This is a genomic window from Psychrobacter sp. NPDC064578 (genome assembly GCF_044901245.1).
GTDB lineage: Bacteria > Pseudomonadota > Gammaproteobacteria > Pseudomonadales > Moraxellaceae > Psychrobacter > Psychrobacter cibarius_C.
Genome location: NZ_JBJDPI010000001.1, coordinates 53487 through 71450 on the forward strand (window position 1 = coordinate 53487; position 17964 = coordinate 71450).

The window sequence follows — 17964 nt, forward strand, 5'->3', positions numbered from 1 at the left end:
GGCAGTTTTTTGAATAATGATTGTATTATTCATCGTTTTATGACGAATATTAGCAGGCAGTGTTTGTATAGAAAGGATGAAATTTTTATCGATGACTGGTAGAATAAGGCTCTTAACAGCTTAATGTAATTAAGACATATTAGAAACAACCGAAAACACTACACTTAGTTCATTATGCGATATTGACATCGTATCAGATTTATAATCAGTTAACTATGATGTAGCGTCCGCACTCTATTTTTAAGTCATTCATATGAGCAGGTCGTTCAGACAAGACAGTCAAACTGCCGCTTAACGAAGAAAAATTCTAAGCAGACTCGATGGTTTTCAAGGAACTGTGTACAAAAATCTCGCGACACATTATTTAGTATCGTTGCATGATCCATTATTACATCAGAGCTGCATGGAATTATTAACTTATATTTGAGCCTTATTATTAATTACAACTAAAAGGAATGCCCAACTAATGTCTAAAATTATTTATACAAAAACTGACGAAGCACCAGCGCTAGCAACCTTATCATTTTTGCCAATTGTAAAAGCTTTTACTCAAACAGCAGGCATCGAAGTTGAAACCAGCGATATCTCTGTTGCTGCCCGTGTGTTGGCTGAGTTTCCAGAGTACTTAACGGAAGAGCAGCGCGTCCCTGATAATCTAGCTGAGCTGGGTCGTCTGACTCAAGATCCAGACACCAATATCATTAAACTGCCTAATATCAGTGCTTCTGTTCAGCAGCTAAAAGCTTGTATCAAAGAACTGCAAAGCAAAGGCTACGCTATTCCTGACTTTCCAGATGATCCTAAGACAGAAGAAGAAGAAGAGATCCGTAAGCGTTATGGCAAAAGCTTGGGCAGTTCTGTCAATCCAGTATTACGTGAAGGCAACTCAGATCGCCGTGCACCAAAAGCGGTTAAAAACTATGCACGCAAGCATCCACACTCTATGGGTGAATGGAAGCAATGGTCACAGACCCACGTATCGCATATGCACAGTGGCGATTTCTATGCTGGTGAGCAATCTATCACTTTGGATAAAGCACGTACTGTACGTATGGAACGTGTCGCTGAAGATGGCACTATTCATGTCTTCAAAACAGGTATTGCCTTGCTGGACAAAGAAGTCATCGACTTGATGTTTATGAGCAAAAAATCATTGCTTGAGTTTTATGAGCGTGAAATGGAAGACTGCCGCGAAGCTGGTATCTTGTTTTCACTGCACGTAAAAGCCACGATGATGAAAGTATCGCATCCTATCGTGTTCGGTCATGCAGTCAAAACTTATTATAAAGATGCCTTTAATAAACATGGCGCTTTCTTTGACGAGCTAGGTATCAACGTCAACAACGGCATGGCAAGTTTATATGAAAAAATTGCTGAGCTACCTGCCAGTAAGCGTGAAGAAATCGAACGCGATTTACATGCTTGCCAAGTGCATCGTCCACGCCTAGCGATGGTTGATTCATCAAAAGGTATCACCAACTTCCATTCACCAAGTGATGTGATTGTTGATGCCTCTATGCCAGCGATGATTCGTTCAGGCGGTAAAATGTGGGGCGCTGATGGCAAAATGTATGACTGTAAAGCAGTCATGCCTGAGTCTACCTTTGCTCGTATCTATCAAGAAATGATTAACTTCTGTAAATGGCATGGCAATTTTGACCCAACGACGATGGGTACGGTCCCTAACGTTGGTTTGATGGCGCAAAAAGCCGAAGAGTATGGCTCGCATGACAAGACTTTTGAGGCGAGTGGTTCAGGGTTGGCTCGTATTGTCGATGAAGATACTGATGAGGTATTGCTTGAACAGCAGGTTGAAAACGGTGACATTTGGCGCATGTGTCAGGTTAAAGATGAGCCTATCCAAGATTGGGTGAAACTTGCGGTACGCCGTGCCCGTGAATCAGATACACCAGTTATCTTTTGGCTAGACCCTTATCGCCCACATGAGAACGAGCTGATCAAAAAAGTTCAGACTTACTTAAAAGATCATGATACTACAGGCCTGCATATTGAAATCATGTCACAGGTTCGTGCGATGCGTTATACGCTAGAGCGCGTTGCCCGTGGTCTGGATACCATCTCTGCGACCGGTAATATTTTACGTGATTACTTGACTGACTTGTTTCCAATTTTAGAATTAGGAACCAGTGCGAAAATGCTGTCAGTCGTACCATTAATGAAAGGCGGCGGTTTGTTTGAAACGGGCGCTGGTGGTTCTGCACCTAAACACGTTCAACAGCTACTAGAAGAAAACCATTTACGTTGGGATTCATTGGGTGAGTTCTTAGCCTTGACCGTCTCTTTGGAGCATTTGGCCAGTCACGATAATAATGCTAAAGCGCAAATCTTGGCGGATACGCTAGATACGGCAACAGAAAAACTGTTGTTAAACAACAAAGGTCCTTCACGTAAAACAGGTGAAATCGATAACCGTGGTAGTCATTTATATCTGGCGATGTACTGGGCACAGGAGCTTGCGGCACAAGATAAAGATGCTGATCTTAAAGCAAAATTTGCACCGCTGGCAGAAAAACTTGAGAGCAACGAAGCTGCTATCGTCAAAGAGCTAAATGAAGCTCAAGGCAAGCCTGTAGACTTAAAAGGTTACTACTTGGCAGATGAAGCATTGGCTGAACAAGCGATGCGTCCAAGCACGCTATTCAATGCAGCAATCGCCTCATTGTAATTGAGTTGTGTGCTAATACAGCAGACAGTTGGGCTTAATTTTCTTTATTTATAAAGACTTTTGAACCCAGTTAGGCAAAATAAAAACACCGCTTAGGTCTCAGACTTAAGCGGTGTTTTTTATGCTTGAACATAAGACAGTACGTTTAAAACGTTACTTTTAAAATATCACTTATAAACAGCAAAAAACTGCCAATAAAAAAGCCACCTACATAACTTTAGGTGGCTTTTGGACATTGATATGTTCAGCGATACTTTTGTGAATATTGATACTTTTATCAATACTATAAAATTCTGATAACTGCTGACTCAGCTCTATATACTTTTTAAACATCCATGTGCTTGATAACCGCTTTACCAAACTCAGAAGTACTGAGCAAGATAGCATCTGGCATGAGGCGCTCAAAGTCATAAGTGACTGTTTTGTTAGCAATAGCACCTTGGATACCACTAATAATGAGATCAGCGGCTTCTATCCAGCCCATGTCTCTTAACATCATCTCAGCTGATAAAATCAATGAGCCAGGATTTACTTTATTCTGACCCGCATATTTAGGTACTGTGCCATGAGTTGCCTCATAAACCGCAATTGCACCGCCTTTGTTAGCGCCCGGTGCGATACCAATACCGCCCACCTCGGCTGCTAGGGCATCTGAGATATAATCACCGTTTAAGTTTAGCGTCGCAACGACTGAATAATCCGCAGGACGCATCAAGATTTGCTGCAGAAAGGCATCAGCAATAACATCCTTGATAATAATATCATTGCCTGTTTTTGGATTTTTCATTGTCATCCAAGGACCACCATCTAATAATTCTGCATCGAAGCGTTCTGCTGCCAGCTCATAGCCCCATTCCTTAAATGCGCCTTCGGTATACTTCATAATATTGCCTTTGTGCACTAAAGTCACACTGGGCAAATCATTATCGATAGCATGTTGAATGGCTTTACGCACCAGACGCTGCGAGCCTTCTTTGGATACTGGCTTGATGCCGATACCGCAATCATCATCGAAGCGGATCTTCGTAACGCCCATCTCTTCTTTTAAGAATTTGATGATTTTATTAGCATCCTCACTGCCCGCTTTCCATTCGATACCTGCATAGATATCTTCTGAGTTTTCACGGAAAATGACCATATCTGTCAGCTCAGGATGTTGAACAGGACTTGGTACACCTTCAAACCAACGAACTGGGCGCTGACACACATAGAGGTCAAGCTCTTGACGTACCGCTACATTCAATGAGCGAAAACCACCGCCAACTGGCGTGGTCAATGGGCCTTTGATACTGATAACATAGTCTTTTAAAATCTCTAGCGTCTCGCTTGGCAGATAGTCACCATCGTATATTTTAGCGGCTTTTTCGCCGAGATAAGCCTCCATCCAAATGATGGACTGTTTGCCATGATAAGCTTTCTCCACTGCCGCATTAACGACTTTTATCATGACAGGCGTGATATCGACCCCAATGCCATCGCCTTCAACGAACGGGATGATAGGATGATTGGGTACATTTAGCGAAAGATCAGCATTTACGGTAATTTTTTCGCCGTCTCTTGGGACGATAACCTTCTCATAAGACATGGATAAAACTCCTTGGTTGTATGTTAGATATCGCAAGCATCCTTAGCACTCTGTTATGCTAGCCACTCTATTATGATTATTTATACCGCTTTAAACGCGGGTGAGCCAAACTAAAAACTTTGAGCAATAGGTAAGTTGCGATATGCTGATAAATGATTTAAAAAATGAATAAGTAAAATAGCGATACAGTGAATAATCATTTATTGACTTAACGATTTATTGAATTAACGATACTGTAAAAATCCCTTTAGTAAAATAGCATCCACACAGACTGTTATAATAACGCGCAAAATAACAAAGATACTTTATATAAAATCAACAAATTTGCAGCTTATAGCGTTGATTTAAAAAAATAACGTTTTATTAGGGTGTGTCCTCATTTTAAAAATGGTGAATTGAGGACACGCTCTAATCTCAAAATACGCACAAAATAATGATTCAAATTTAGGAAATCCCAAACCATGTCAACCTCTAGTCTGATTTTATTCAACAAACCTTATGGGGTGCAAAGTCAATTTCGTGATGACAGCAACAATGATCACACCACCCTATCACAGTATTTTACCGATAAGTCTTTACGGATTGCGGGTAGGCTTGATGCCACCTCAGAGGGCTTGCTGATTTTAACGAGTAATGGTCGAGTCAATAAAGCCATTACCCAGCCACCTTCTGCTGCTAATTTTGCAAAAAACCGTCATAAGCAAGGCAAAACTTACTTGGTGCAAGTTGAAGGTACAGCAACGCCAGCGCAGTTGAATGAGCTTGCCTCTGGCGTACATTTAAAAGATGGCAAGACACTACCTGCGACGGCTCTCATGGTAGAAGAGGCAAACTTACCCATTGATTTATGGCAACGTGAGCCGCCTATTCGTGAGCGTAAGAATGTACCGACTTCGTGGCTCATGCTGACGATTTATGAAGGTAAGAATCGCCAAGTCAGACGCATGACAGCGCAGGTTGGACTGCCTTGTTTGCGTTTGATACGCTGGTCAGTGGCAGGGTTCGAATTGGGTGATTTAGCCGTTGGTGAGTTTGTGCGTATTCATCTCACTAGCGAACGCTGTCAGCAATTAGGCATTCTTGATTAATTATTACTACCAATCTACTGGTATCTCATTGCTGATTGCTCGTGACTGGCATCCGCTTATTAGAGGATATCCTTATTTCTATCAGCTTTTTTAAATAAGAATACGTCTTAGTCATTGGCTTTGATATCAATTAGAACCAATTACGACTTGCTAAACATCGCGTCTCGAATGAGCAAGGTTTATCTGCTAAGCTTCAGAACACTATTGTTTAGGTATCATAAGTCTCATCCACTTATCATTTGATTTTTTATTATAGGGATATGTTATGTTTGCTTCTCGTTGTTGGATCTTGTTGGCCACTAGCGTCTCCACGGCGCTTATACTGAGCGCCTGTCAGCCGACAAAAGACAACGATGACACAGATCCTACTGCAGCGACCCCACCTGTGACTGATATCGTCGATGCTCCAAATGACGTTGACGCTGATAACGACCTAGTAGGTGGCGAAAACAGCGCGGATGAGAGCCAAATGACCGACATACTCAGAGACTATACAAGGTCGATGACTAGAATGCATGATGAGATGATGATCGGTATGGGTTATAACGATCCTGATACAGCCTTTGCTAAAGCGATGCTTGGACACCACCGCGGTGCCGTAGAAATGGCAAAAATTCAGCTGAAATATGGCACTGACGAAGAGATGCGTCAATTGGCACAAGAGATTATCGCCGCTCAGCAAGTTGAAATCGATATTTTGAATAAATGGCTTGCTAGCCACCCTGATACAGCCAAACCTAAACCCAACACTGAATCGATGCAGCAAGCCTATGCCAGAAGCATGGATGTCTTAAATGGCGAGATGGTATTGGGTATCGCCAATCCTGTGCCTGACATGGCATTTGCACGTGGTATGCTGCCGCATCACATTGGCGCAGTAGAGATGGCGAACATTCAGCTGAAATATGGCACTGACGAAGAGATGCGTCAATTGGCACAAGACATCATCGATAGCCAACAGATTGAGATTGCGCGTATGCAACAATGGATTGCAAATGCTAATACCGATAACAAGGCTAAAGAGACACAGGCTGCAAATGAAGCGGATAACCATCAGCAATCTGAGCAAGCTGCTTCTTAGGTGTTGAATTATTAAACGCTGACTGAGCTGTTAATTTTTAACAAACCTTAAAAGGCTGCCAGTCATTACACAAAGCCCCTGCCAAATAATATTATTTGGCAGGGGCTTTCATTTTTAATAAATTATTGAACAGCATAGTGAGAACAAATACATTCACATTAATATATTTAGCAATGTATTTAACCCTGATAACACTCTATAGCGTTAAGCCATGCTTGCCAGCCTGCATCGACTAGAGAAGAGTTATCACTGACTCCTGACGATTGATTTGCTTTTGTTAAGTGCAAGCTCACTTTATGCGGAGATGCTTTGTCAATGGCTTCATTAGCCGCTTTAGGCAGCACATTAACACGCATCAACTCATCACGGCGAAACAGGTGACACTCAATGTCGCGCTCCACATTACTCAGCAACGCCAATTGTTTACTGTCAGCCTTGATACCGTCAAGCGCCACAATGACATCGTTCGCTGAAATACCCGCTCTAGCAGCGACACTAGCACGTGTCACGCGATTGACTTTGAGTCCAGCAGGTGTTTCAGTACAGCGCATGCCCCAAGGCACATGCTTGTCAGCCGTCTCTTTGCTATTGCTATGCATGCTAATACCGTTTGCCGCCAGCAGCGCTTCGATTGGCAACTCTTCAACACCATTGACATAACGATACTCAAAGTCTTCCCAATCCTCTATGGGCATGAACTGCCCAATGACTGTACCCATATCAGCACTACTGATGCCAATGCGTTTATTGTCGTTTTTCTTTGCTTGAGTATAAAAAGCCTTGACCACATCAAACAGACGATAGCGACCATTGCTCTTTTGGAGCAGTGTCAAATCCAAGCATAACGCCACCAATGCGCCTTTGTTGTAATAACTGATACCAGCGTTGCCTGTATTTTCATCGTTACGGTATAGCTTAATCCACGCATCAAAGCTCGACTCTGCAACGCTTTGATACGCGCGACCCGCGGTTTGATAGTAACGATTAATTTGCTCAGCCAATAGTTTGAGATAGCTTGGCTTATCAATCACGCCCGATGCTTGCAACATAAAGTCATCGATATACGAAGTAAATCCCTCAAATACCCATAGCAGTGGTGTAAATGCCTCGCGGCGCAAATCAACATCCAACATAACATCTGGGCGTACCGTTTTGACCCACCACGAATGAAAATACTCATGGCTGCATAAGCCCAAAAATCGCTGATAATCGGTGCTTGGTATTTTTGGCTCATCAAGAGTTGGTAAGTCTCGGCGCGGCGTAATGAGACTGGTCGAATTGATATGCTCAAGCCCACCATAATCCTGACCACTGGCAAAGGTCATAAACGTATAATCATTAAATGGCGCATCACCCAACCAATCTAAATAGCACTGACAGATCTGAGTGACATCCTGCTGTAGCCTGCCCATATTGGCACTGTGCTTACCTGAGAGATAAAAACGATGATGTAGCGTCTGATGCGTACTGTCTTGAATAATAAAGTCAAACTTATCTTGTTCTGCAATCTCAAACGGGTAATCAATAAGGTCGTGATAACTGCCTGCTTGTAGTCCATAGCTATGCTGCCCATCAAGACGTAGATGAGTAGACTCTAACCCACATGCCAATAGTAGCCGACTCTCATCTTTACCTGCTAAAAATGCTGCTGGCACTGCTAAACTGACTTGTACAGCTCGATGCTCCTGCCCTTCTACAGCCAATGCCAGTGAGGTGAAATTCCCATACAAACGCTGCTGATCGACATAGGCAGTACGTACCGATAAATCATAGCAATAAACTTCATAGTGGACACTGATGGCTTGCCCTGCCTTAGCTTTTGGTAATTGCCACGTGTTTTTATCTATTTTGTGCGCGCGATAAGTCTCGTGAGTATCGTCATCCATGATTTGGCTGTCTAATGCTTTACTATCTAGCATCTGGCTGTCTAACACCTGATAATGCACCGCGGTAATGTTGCGCGCGAACTCACGCATCAGATAACTGCCTGGTATCCACGCCGGCATCCAAAGTTGAGGTGCATCATTTACTGCCGTAAAATTGAGTGACACATCAACCAAGTGCTCAGAAAAACGCTCGAAATTGAGTCGATAATTGATATCAGCTTTAGCTTTATGGTGATCGCTGATTGTATTAGCATCTGATAGCTGACTGCGTGAATTATTGGCAAATGAAGTCATTGTTTTTTTATCCTTATTTATATCATTATGGTAAAAGCCATTGTCCAAAAACGCAACTGGCAAACCCCGAATATCCATTTACGGTCTTCAAACCACAAAAAACTGTGTTTATTTTCATAAAAAACGACATTTATCAGTATAAAATAGCATTTTTTATTGTTTTTACCTTGAAAGTTATATGAGCCATCTCAATTAAAGATGCTAACTGCTAAAGTTACTTTAATAAACTGATGATAATTGACTAATGACGTGGCTATTTGGCTTGCTGATTGGATTTTTTAGGTTTATTGCAACCGTATTTAATTTTTTACATAGATATATTTAGGATAACTTATGACTATTATTGCAAAAGACACTGCCGTCAAATTCAATTACACACTAAAAGACGACGAAGGCAACATTCTTGACCAATCACCAGAAGGTCAACCACTTGCGTATTTGCATGGCCACAGCAACATCATTCCAGGCCTTGAGCAACAGCTAGAAGGTAAATCTGCTGGCGAACAAGTCAATGCTGTTGTTGAACCTGCTGATGGCTACGGCGAATATCAAGAGCAAGCGGTACAACATGTACCACGTGATAACTTCCAAGGCGTTGAAGATATCCAGCCGGGTATGCAGTTTCAGTCAGAAGCTGGCGGACAAGTAATGCTAGTTACCGTTACTGAAGTAAATGACAAAGAAGTGACCGTTGATGCAAACCATCCATTGGCTGGTAAGCGTTTGACGTTTGATGTTGAAATCCAAGAAGTGCGTGCAGCGACTGAAGATGAACTAAACCATGGTCATGTCCATGGCGCTGGTGGCGTTGAGCACTAATCTCTTCTAGAGTATAGTGAGATGTTAAATGGTAGTCTTTATTAAGATTGCCATTTGGTCAAAAAAGGTCAGTGGCTGATAAGGTTACTGGCCTTTTTTATGCTTATTCTATGATAAGTTCAATATTAATATTAATATACTTATCTATAAGCTGAGCGCTATTTACGTCTACAGTGATATTAAACTTGAGCAATATCTCTCTAAAAGATCTACCATAAAAATTACTAATGTCCAGACGTAACAAAGCCGCATAACGACAAGCGTTATGCGGCTTTTATCACTAACCATCCATGTTATCGTTATATGATACCTAATCCCGGAGTATCCTATAACTGACAGGCATCCAGCCTTATCATCCTTAATCAGCAAACCACCTATCCCTGATGCGACCTTTGAGATACCAATCCCTAGTATCAATGAACCTTTTCGTTCAATCGTGCCGTACAGTTATAATCGCAGATTGCCTCATGGTTAGTAAGAGGTATAAACGTCAATCCATGTAAGCATATGCTTACGTGGATTTTAATCACAGCCTTTTTGGCTGACAATATTGACGGTTTATAGCTTCTCTTCAGGGCTTAACAATGCTTTGGGTTCAGCGCTTAGCATAATATAGGCCGCTTCATTGATGAACGCTTCGTCTTCAGGTAGCTCTGGGCGCTCCTTGGCTTTCATGCGGCTGCGCTCTTCAAATTTTGCATCCATTGCTGCTTGATAGGTGTTCCAATTGGCATAAGGGCGCTCACCCGTTGCAATAAGACGTTTATTTTCAGCCTCTAGTGAGCGCTTTTCAATCAACTGCATCTTAGCTCGGCGGCTATTGATATCAAGTGGAATTGGTTTTTTCTCGTCTTCCATATCGCGAATGTTGTTTAGCGCTGAGAGATAAACAAACTGTGGGTTTTGCTCTTGACGAATTTTAGACTGCTGGTTAAGTGTCGCCAGCGTCGTATCAGTGAACTTACCTTCAGGCTTGTAAGGCGCCGTTTTGATGGTATCCCAAGGTAACGCTTTTTTCTGCGCACGTTCGCCAAAAGTGGCATCATCGTAGATATTGACCAACTCTACATCAGGTACAACACCTTTATTCTGCGTACTACCACCAGTGATGCGATAGAATTTGCGCTGCGTTAAAGTGGCTGAACCCAATGCCAAATTATCGAGTTGAATCTGCGCTGAACCTTTACCCGTTGTCGTACTGCCAACCACTAGCCCACGACCGTAATCTTGGATAGCCGCGGCAAATATCTCACTGGCTGAGGCAGACGCTAGGTTGGTAATAACGACCACTTTGCCATCATAAAGTTGCTCACCGCCATCATCGTCACGGTAGACCTGAATGTTGCCGCGATTGTCACGGATTTGCACCATCGGTCCGCTCTTGATAAAGAAGCCAAGCATTTTTGCTACTTCATCCAATGAACCACCTGGATTATTGCGCAAATCAACCACGAGGCCATCAATATTTTCTTTATTCAACGCTTTCAATGCTTTTTCGGTATCGATACTGACGCTGCGATAATCTTCACCGTTACGGCGTGCCTGATAATTCAGATAAAAGCTTGGTATCTCAAGGACGCCGATGCGTTTTGGCGTTTTATCAATATTAGGGCGCTGTACTTCTACCACGCGCTGGGTAACCCCTGACTCTTCTTGTTGAATAATGTCACGAACCACCGTCACGTTACGGGCACTGGCATCAGGGGTATTTGGCTGACGCACTTTGATGGTCACTGACGTGCCACGTTTACCGCGAATCAAGCTCACAATCTCACGCGTTGACCAGCCAACCACGTCTGTCATGTTCTCGCCATCTTTGGCAATACCGATAATCAAATCATTGGGTTTAATCTGACCAGATTTGGCTGCTGGACCACCATCGACCAAGGTCACGATGCGAGTATAATCTGGGTTTTTACGGTCAGGACGAATAGAGACGCCAATGCCTTCTAATTGCAGGCTAGATTGGATTTGCAATTCGTTGGCCTGAATCGGTGCATAATAATTACTGTGCGGATCGTAAGTCAGCATCGCCGTATTTAAGATGGTTTCCATGATTTCATCGTTTGTGAGACGCTTAAACTGCTCTTGCTGTCGCGATAAACGGTTTTGTAAAATCTCGCTTGGTGTACGTTGGTCGTTGCGCACCAAATCTTGTCCACGAGTAATATCTGGATTGCTCAGGAATACTTTTTCTTTGGCTTTTTCATCTTCTTGGCCCAAGGTAATACTCATCAGCTGAAATTTCAGCTGACGCGTCCAATAATCACGCTGCTCTTTTTTGGTTTTAAAATGATTGAGTTTTTCACGGTCAAGCACGATCGTATCATCACTCGTCAAATCAATATCGGTTTTTAGCATCTTGCTCGCCATCGCAAAATACTCATTTGAGCGTTTGCGATAGCGTTCAAAGACCTCTACTCCTGCAGATAAGTCGCCACGCTTGAGGCGAGCACCGAATTCATCGGCGTATTTTTTCTTAAACTCATCCACATCAGACTGCAAAAACAACGTATGGTTTGGGTCAAGGCTATCGATATACATAGACAAGATTTCGCTGCCCGTTTTGCTATCTAGCGGCTGATTCAAATAGTGGCTACGATCCAGCAATGCGGCTACTTGGCGAGTGGTGACTTTTTGTTCAGGGGTTTGTACAAAGCCTTCAGTATTGGTGTCGGCCATTGCCGTCCCGTAGCTCTGGGTGAGAATAATACCGGCGATGCCCACTGACGCTGCACTGAGTAACCACTGTGCTGGTTGTTTTTTCATCATATATACCTAGTTATTTTACGTTAATAATATTATTTGTTTTATAAAAATCAAAAGTGACTGAATCAATCGCCGCCTATAAATGCTTTATCTTTAAGTCACGAAATACTTATCTACCATTATCAATCGAATATGTATTCAATGATACTTTCTAAAATCTAAAACGATATTTTCTAATACATGCTATTTTCTGAATAATTATGGTCACTAAATGCCATTGCTGTTTGCTAATATATTGTTAAAAATCACTCAATATTATCATGCACATAGATATCCAACTGTCTCAAACTGTATAAGCAATCTTACACGCTACGCCTGCACATACCAAACTTTCTATGACATTTATTGTTCATCATTATTTGGGTCATTTATTGACGATTCAATGCCTACTGGCGAATTGATTTGAGTCTATTCATCTGCCACATTATGCTCATTTACTAATAACTGTCATAATAAAGCAGTTTTGATAATAGTGGCACACTGCCAATTATCATCATTTATTTATTTGAAGCTGAACCGATCATATAACAATATATAACACCATAAGGATTACGCAATGTACGGCGTTTTAATGATTGATATCGATAGTACCGCACTGACAGCAGAAGATGTCAGCTTAATCAAACAGGCACAGGTGGGCGGGGTGATTCTATTTGCCCGAAACGTTGCAGATGCGGCACAAGTACGGGCGTTGTGTGACGACATACGTTATCACAACCCAGATATATTAATCGGCGTCGACCAAGAAGGTGGACGAGTCGCACGCCTGCGCAATGGCTTTACCCCACTACCCGCCATGGGCAAGCTTGGGGAGCTCTTCAATCAAGAGCCTAGCCATGCGCTAAGCTGTGCTTACGATTGTGGCTATCTAATGGCAACAGAAGTATTGGCCGTGGGCATTGATCTCAGTTTTGCTCCAGTACTTGATAGAGATGGCATCAGCCAAGTCATTGGGGATCGTAGCTTTCATCAAGAGCCGCAAGCGATCACTGCGCTGGCGACTCAGTTTATGCGCGGTATGAAAGCCGCTGGCATGGCAACCACAGGCAAGCATTTCCCCGGTCATGGCGCCATTGCCCCTGACTCCCATGTGGCTGAGGCCATCGATACGCGTAGCTTGGATGAGATTATGCATAGCGATATGCAGCCTTTTGCCCAAACCTTACCGTGGCTTGATGCCTTAATGCCTGCCCATGTTATTTTTTCGCAAGTCGATGATAAGCCAGCAGGTTTTTCTAAAACTTGGCTCAAGGACATCATACGGGATCAGCTAAAGTTTGATGGGGTCTTATTCTCTGATGATCTATGTATGGCAGGTGCTCAAGCCGCAGGCGATGTCAGCGCACGTGTGAAAGCCGCGATTGAAGCGGGTTGTGATATTGCGCTGGTTTGTAATGATCGCGTCGCCGCCCATGAAGCCGCAGAGACCGCACAAGAGCTGCCTTATCCCAATCAAAACCGCATTAAAACAATGTGCGGACAGATACCAACATGGCAAGGTGATCTAGAATCAACTTGTCAACAATTTGACTATTGGCAACAGGCAAAGAAAAACGTAACTCAAACCTTTTTTAATCCTCAATCTGAGGCACAAGCGACTCGCAGCGCTACTGAATTAAAAGATCCGACCGCCTATAAACAATAGCCTTAACAAAATAAAAAACCGCACCTTTTATAAGATGCGGTTTTTTAAATTAGTAATAACTCAATCAATCTTCTGTGCATTAATTGGTTGGATCTACTGCCGTACCTTGAGTGGCATCATCACCATCAGGCAATAAGTCATCGTTATTGCTATCCAAAGGGTTTATGTCTGGGTCAAGCGCATCATTACTAATAATCATACCATCGTTTGCACTGGCCATCTCGTCATTGACTATAAATTCAATACGGCGATTACGGAAGCGACCCTGCTCCGTTGAGTTATCAGCGATAGGTTCTGATTCACCCATGCCTTTCGTCATCAGTTTACTAGCATCAACACCTTGAGATACCAAATACTCTTTCACTGCCTCAGCGCGATCACGAGACAACTCTACATTGTAAGAATCGGATGCCTGACTGTCAGTATGACCGATAATCGTCAGCTTCATATTCGGTACTTCGTTGATAATCTTAGCAGCGCGGTCAAGCAGCTCTTTATTGACATCAGGAATGACCGCTTCATCCACTTCAAAGTTGATCACCTGAATACTCAATGCACGAGCCACATCACGTGGATCTGGGTTTTTACCAAGATTGGTCATAGCAACATCCGCAGCTGCCAAACTATTATCAATCTCACCCTGCAAATCTAACGGCCCTTCGGCTTGTATGGTCATCGCAGGAACAGCCGCTTGTAAGTCAGCCACTAGCTTATCTAATGCCGCTGCATCAGGCGCATTGACAGTGATAACATCGCCTTTGATGATCATGCTCGCATTTGGTACATTTTTGACGATAGGTAAGATAGTAGCTAGCTGAGCCGCCGCTGGCATATCTACTGCAAAATTATCATCGACATCAGCACGGCATTTATTGGCTTCTTCACCAAATGCACTGGTTAACGCATTCATTACATTGGTCTGCAAGGTCTCGTCGCCCACATTCATACGGCAAGCATACAGTTCACTATTTTCACCAGTCGCAATGCGCAATGATGCAGGCTCAATATCACCTGCCACTGCCAACTGACCCTCTCCCTGCGCTGCTTGTTGGGCAGTAGCCACCGGTGTAGCGACAGGCTCAGGGTTCTCTTGACAACCACGAAGTAAAGCCCAAGCCAATGCGCCTAAAATAATCAAGCCAATAATGGGGAGCAATGCTTTCATAAAGCTGCCTTGCTGCTCTTCTTCGCGTTGTAATGGAGCGGTGCTCACCGTATCAGAGATACGCGCGCCAGCAGCAGGCGTCGCTGCCAACATACCGACTGGCAGAACGGCGCTTGCCCAAGCAGGGATATAACGCTGGTAACTGTCGAGATTATCATTTAAGAACTGCGGCACTGGTGTAGTACCTGCCAAGCTTTTGATTTCGTGAAAAGCCAGTGGCGCTGCCATCGCTATCAGTCCACGCGAAGACGTTGCATCAACATTATGCTTGCCTGCCAGCTCACGAGCGATTTGATCACGTTGCGAATCATCGCTCCATACACGGTCATAAAACCCTTGGTCATCACGAGTGATATTCTCATTTGCAAAACGATTATAAGTATCGTTATCTGCTAAGCGGGCCGCAAAAATAGCGTAGAACTGCTCCAGTAGCCCCTTTTTAGCGGGACTATGATCATCTTCCAGCACGGCTGGGCTGACGGTACGCGTCAAATGACTGATAATATCCATAATACAATTCTCCTATTAATGCCTATATTAGTATCGATTTATATAATTAAAATATTCAAAAAACACCAGATAAAATAATGATTTGAAAGAAGAACCATGACAGCTAAAACCATCTTGACCCTGTTCAATTTTCATCATTATAAAAGTATTAAGTCAGTGTTAACAATCAACAGGTTGTTGTACAAATGATACGTTAGGTAATATTTCAAGTGTCACACGTAACCAAAAACATGGCAAATAACCAATCATTAACCCAGTGAGAAGCCATAAAAGAATCAGTAAAACTTATGTATAAATGGAGAAAATATATCCTTTTTTCAGATACTTTATGGTTTTTTAGATACTTCCAACTGGGTATTAACAGAAAAAATGGCGGTATAAGCAACTTATACCGCCATCTTTACTTGATAACTTGTTTCAATGGATAAATGATTAAACAATCGTTAAACACCTCTATTATCCAATCATTTATTCCTTACTTGCGCAGGTTCAGCGATGATAAGTGTGCTTGCCATATCATCTACCTCCGATTCTGAAATAGAACCTGACGGTCTGTTATTCATCGGTGCATTGTTAGGGGTATTGTTAGGGGTATTGTTAGGAATGTTGCTGGCATTGTTACTATAATTGTTGGGTGCAGGATTAGGTACGATATGATCGCCTGTATCATCATCTGCTGCTTGGAACTCTCCAGACCCACTGTTGTTATAGTCATTAGCATACTGATTGTTGGCAGGTCCCTCATTTTCAAACTGATTATTCGTATTATTCATTGCATTGGCATCGTTATTTTCAGGCAATGGTAATGGTGCAGTACTATCGATGACCATGGCAGGTATCAAAGTACGTATATCCGTAACCAGTCGTTGCAAGAGCATACTGTCTGGCGCTTCTAACATAAGACGATCATTCTGCAAATGTAGGCGTGCAAATGGCGTAGACCTAATCATCGTCAAGACATTGGGCAGTACTTCCTCTGGTAAATTGGCAATACTACTGGCAACTCCAGCCTGTACTGTTAATTCGCAAATACTCGCTTGCTCACCAAAGCTGGTATTGAGCGCTTGTTGCAAGGTGCTTTGTAGCGCTGCATCGCCAATGGTAGCGCTACAGGCATACAGACTACCGCTGTTATCTACGCCAACGATTAGCTCAATGGGAGTCATTACCTGCGCTACTGGTGCAGGCGTTGGTGCTACCACAACAGGCACTGTCGCAGCGGCTTCTATAGGCGGCGCGTTGTTTGGTCTGATTAATATTGCCCAAGCAGCAAGCCCTATCGAGGCAATGGCTACTATTAATAAACCCACCCGTACTAGTAAATCATTACGTTGATTGCGAGTACGTACTTTTTCTTGCTTCATACTGCTATTTTCTGCCAAATGATGCGCGGATGGATTGGCATGAATGGCATCAGTATGAGCGCTAAAATGGCCATCGGTATCGCCTATCTTCATACTTTCTACATCAGTATTTCCATTATCTTTTTTATCTGCTGTATCAGCATTTTTCCTATAAGCGGCTGGCACTGCGGCGATCGTACTGGTGTCTATATGAGAATTTTGTCGTCCATCCAAAAAGGTGTCACGCACTGGTACGCTATCAATATCTGCGGCGATGTGTGGGTGTGCTTCTGATGAACTATTGACGTTTTGAGGAGCAGTAATAATAGGTGCTGACCACATCGGTAAATACTGACGCAATGCTGCCTGCTCTCCCTGCAAAAACGCTGGCAAAAACTGTCCGTTTGCCAATACTGTCAGCTCACGATAAGCCAGTGGCGCGGCATTGATGAGCAGCTGTAACGTAGCAGACTCATCAATATGATGGGTAGTAGACAGCTCTCGGATCATAAGCTGTTGTATGCTTTTATCTTGCCACAGTTGTTCGAACAGTGGACTTTCTGTGACTCTATCAACCATCATTTGCTCGGCGCGGATAAATTGTGAGTACACTTGCGGCAAGGCGAGACGCGACGCCAAGATGGCATAAAACTGCTCCAGTAAACTAATATAAGCCACACTATCATGACTATTGCACTCACCTATGACAGCTGGCGTTACGGTCTTTTCTAATTGGTCGATAATACTCATAGATTACTGCCTCTTTCGGCCTTTATTTTAAATTTACCAACGCATGAAACGTTTATTTTACTTGTCGTTAGCGTCTGCATTCTTAGATACCGCTCTCATTTAACCCGCCATTACCGTCAAGATACGAAGCATTACTCAATTTGCCTGACAGCCTGCTATATTATTCACTATAAAAGCATATAAATGCACTATTTTGTCACATAATAAGTTTTTGCATTGTCATAACTACTGTTAGTATTACTTTATTATAAATAGCTCATGCTTAATAATTGCTTGTCAGTCCTATTTAGTTTGCACTCAGCCATAATGCGTAGGCTTTGAATATTGTTATTCATCACATTGT

General features: G+C 42.9%; 10 protein-coding genes. 5 read left to right on the forward strand and 5 right to left on the reverse strand.

The window, feature by feature from the left end:
- Nucleotides 1-466 precede the first annotated feature (466 nt).
- Nucleotides 467-2686 (forward strand): NADP-dependent isocitrate dehydrogenase, encoded by a 2220-nt coding sequence (locus ACI2JM_RS00215; protein WP_404641247.1) that lies wholly within the window; start codon nt 467-469, stop codon nt 2684-2686.
- A 325-nt stretch (nt 2687-3011) separates the two neighbouring features.
- Here the strand turns inward: ACI2JM_RS00215 and icd are convergent, their stop codons facing one another.
- Nucleotides 3012-4271, reverse strand: a complete 1260-nt coding sequence (gene icd, locus ACI2JM_RS00220) for an NADP-dependent isocitrate dehydrogenase (protein ID WP_404641249.1) — start codon at nt 4269-4271, stop codon at nt 3012-3014.
- Between the two features lie 461 nt (nt 4272-4732).
- On the opposite strand from icd, the gene ACI2JM_RS00225 reads away from it, so the two are divergent.
- The gene (locus ACI2JM_RS00225; protein ID WP_404641251.1) at nt 4733-5359 is read left to right on the forward strand and encodes a pseudouridine synthase; all 627 of its coding nucleotides are present in this window, start codon (nt 4733-4735) and stop codon (nt 5357-5359) included.
- A gap of 265 nt (nt 5360-5624) precedes the next feature.
- On the forward strand, nt 5625-6440 hold the full coding sequence (locus ACI2JM_RS00230) for a DUF305 domain-containing protein (RefSeq protein ID WP_404641253.1): 816 nt from the start codon (nt 5625-5627) through the stop codon (nt 6438-6440).
- 179 nt (nt 6441-6619) lie between these two features.
- Here the strand turns inward: ACI2JM_RS00230 and ACI2JM_RS00235 are convergent, their stop codons facing one another.
- The gene (locus tag ACI2JM_RS00235; RefSeq protein ID WP_060492138.1) at nt 6620-8620 is read right to left on the reverse strand and encodes a M61 family metallopeptidase; all 2001 of its coding nucleotides are present in this window, start codon (nt 8618-8620) and stop codon (nt 6620-6622) included.
- A 333-nt stretch (nt 8621-8953) separates the two neighbouring features.
- Here ACI2JM_RS00235 and ACI2JM_RS00240 point away from each other — a divergent pair, with 333 nt between their 5' ends.
- Nucleotides 8954-9439: a peptidylprolyl isomerase gene (locus ACI2JM_RS00240; protein WP_045443514.1), complete on the forward strand. Its 486-nt coding sequence runs from the start codon at nt 8954-8956 to the stop codon at nt 9437-9439.
- A gap of 558 nt (nt 9440-9997) precedes the next feature.
- Here the strand turns inward: ACI2JM_RS00240 and ACI2JM_RS00245 are convergent.
- Entirely contained in the window at nt 9998-12208 is a 2211-nt protein-coding gene (locus tag ACI2JM_RS00245) for a carboxy terminal-processing peptidase (protein WP_045443512.1), read from the reverse strand.
- Nucleotides 12209-12764: 556 nt separating this feature from the next.
- Between ACI2JM_RS00245 and nagZ the strand changes: the two genes are divergently transcribed.
- A complete protein-coding gene (gene nagZ, locus ACI2JM_RS00250; RefSeq protein ID WP_404641256.1) occupies nt 12765-13853 on the forward strand; it encodes a beta-N-acetylhexosaminidase in 1089 nt (362 codons plus the stop codon).
- Nucleotides 13854-13932: 79 nt separating this feature from the next.
- Here nagZ and ACI2JM_RS00255 read toward each other — a convergent pair whose 3' ends face one another.
- Together ACI2JM_RS00255 and ACI2JM_RS00260 are read right to left on the reverse strand one after the other, a co-directional pair.
- Nucleotides 13933-15528 (reverse strand): OmpA family protein, encoded by a 1596-nt coding sequence (locus tag ACI2JM_RS00255; protein WP_404641258.1) that lies wholly within the window; start codon nt 15526-15528, stop codon nt 13933-13935.
- A gap of 464 nt (nt 15529-15992) precedes the next feature.
- Entirely contained in the window at nt 15993-17621 is a 1629-nt protein-coding gene (locus ACI2JM_RS00260; RefSeq protein ID WP_404641260.1) for a hypothetical protein, read from the reverse strand.
- Nucleotides 17622-17964: the final 343 nt, after the last annotated feature.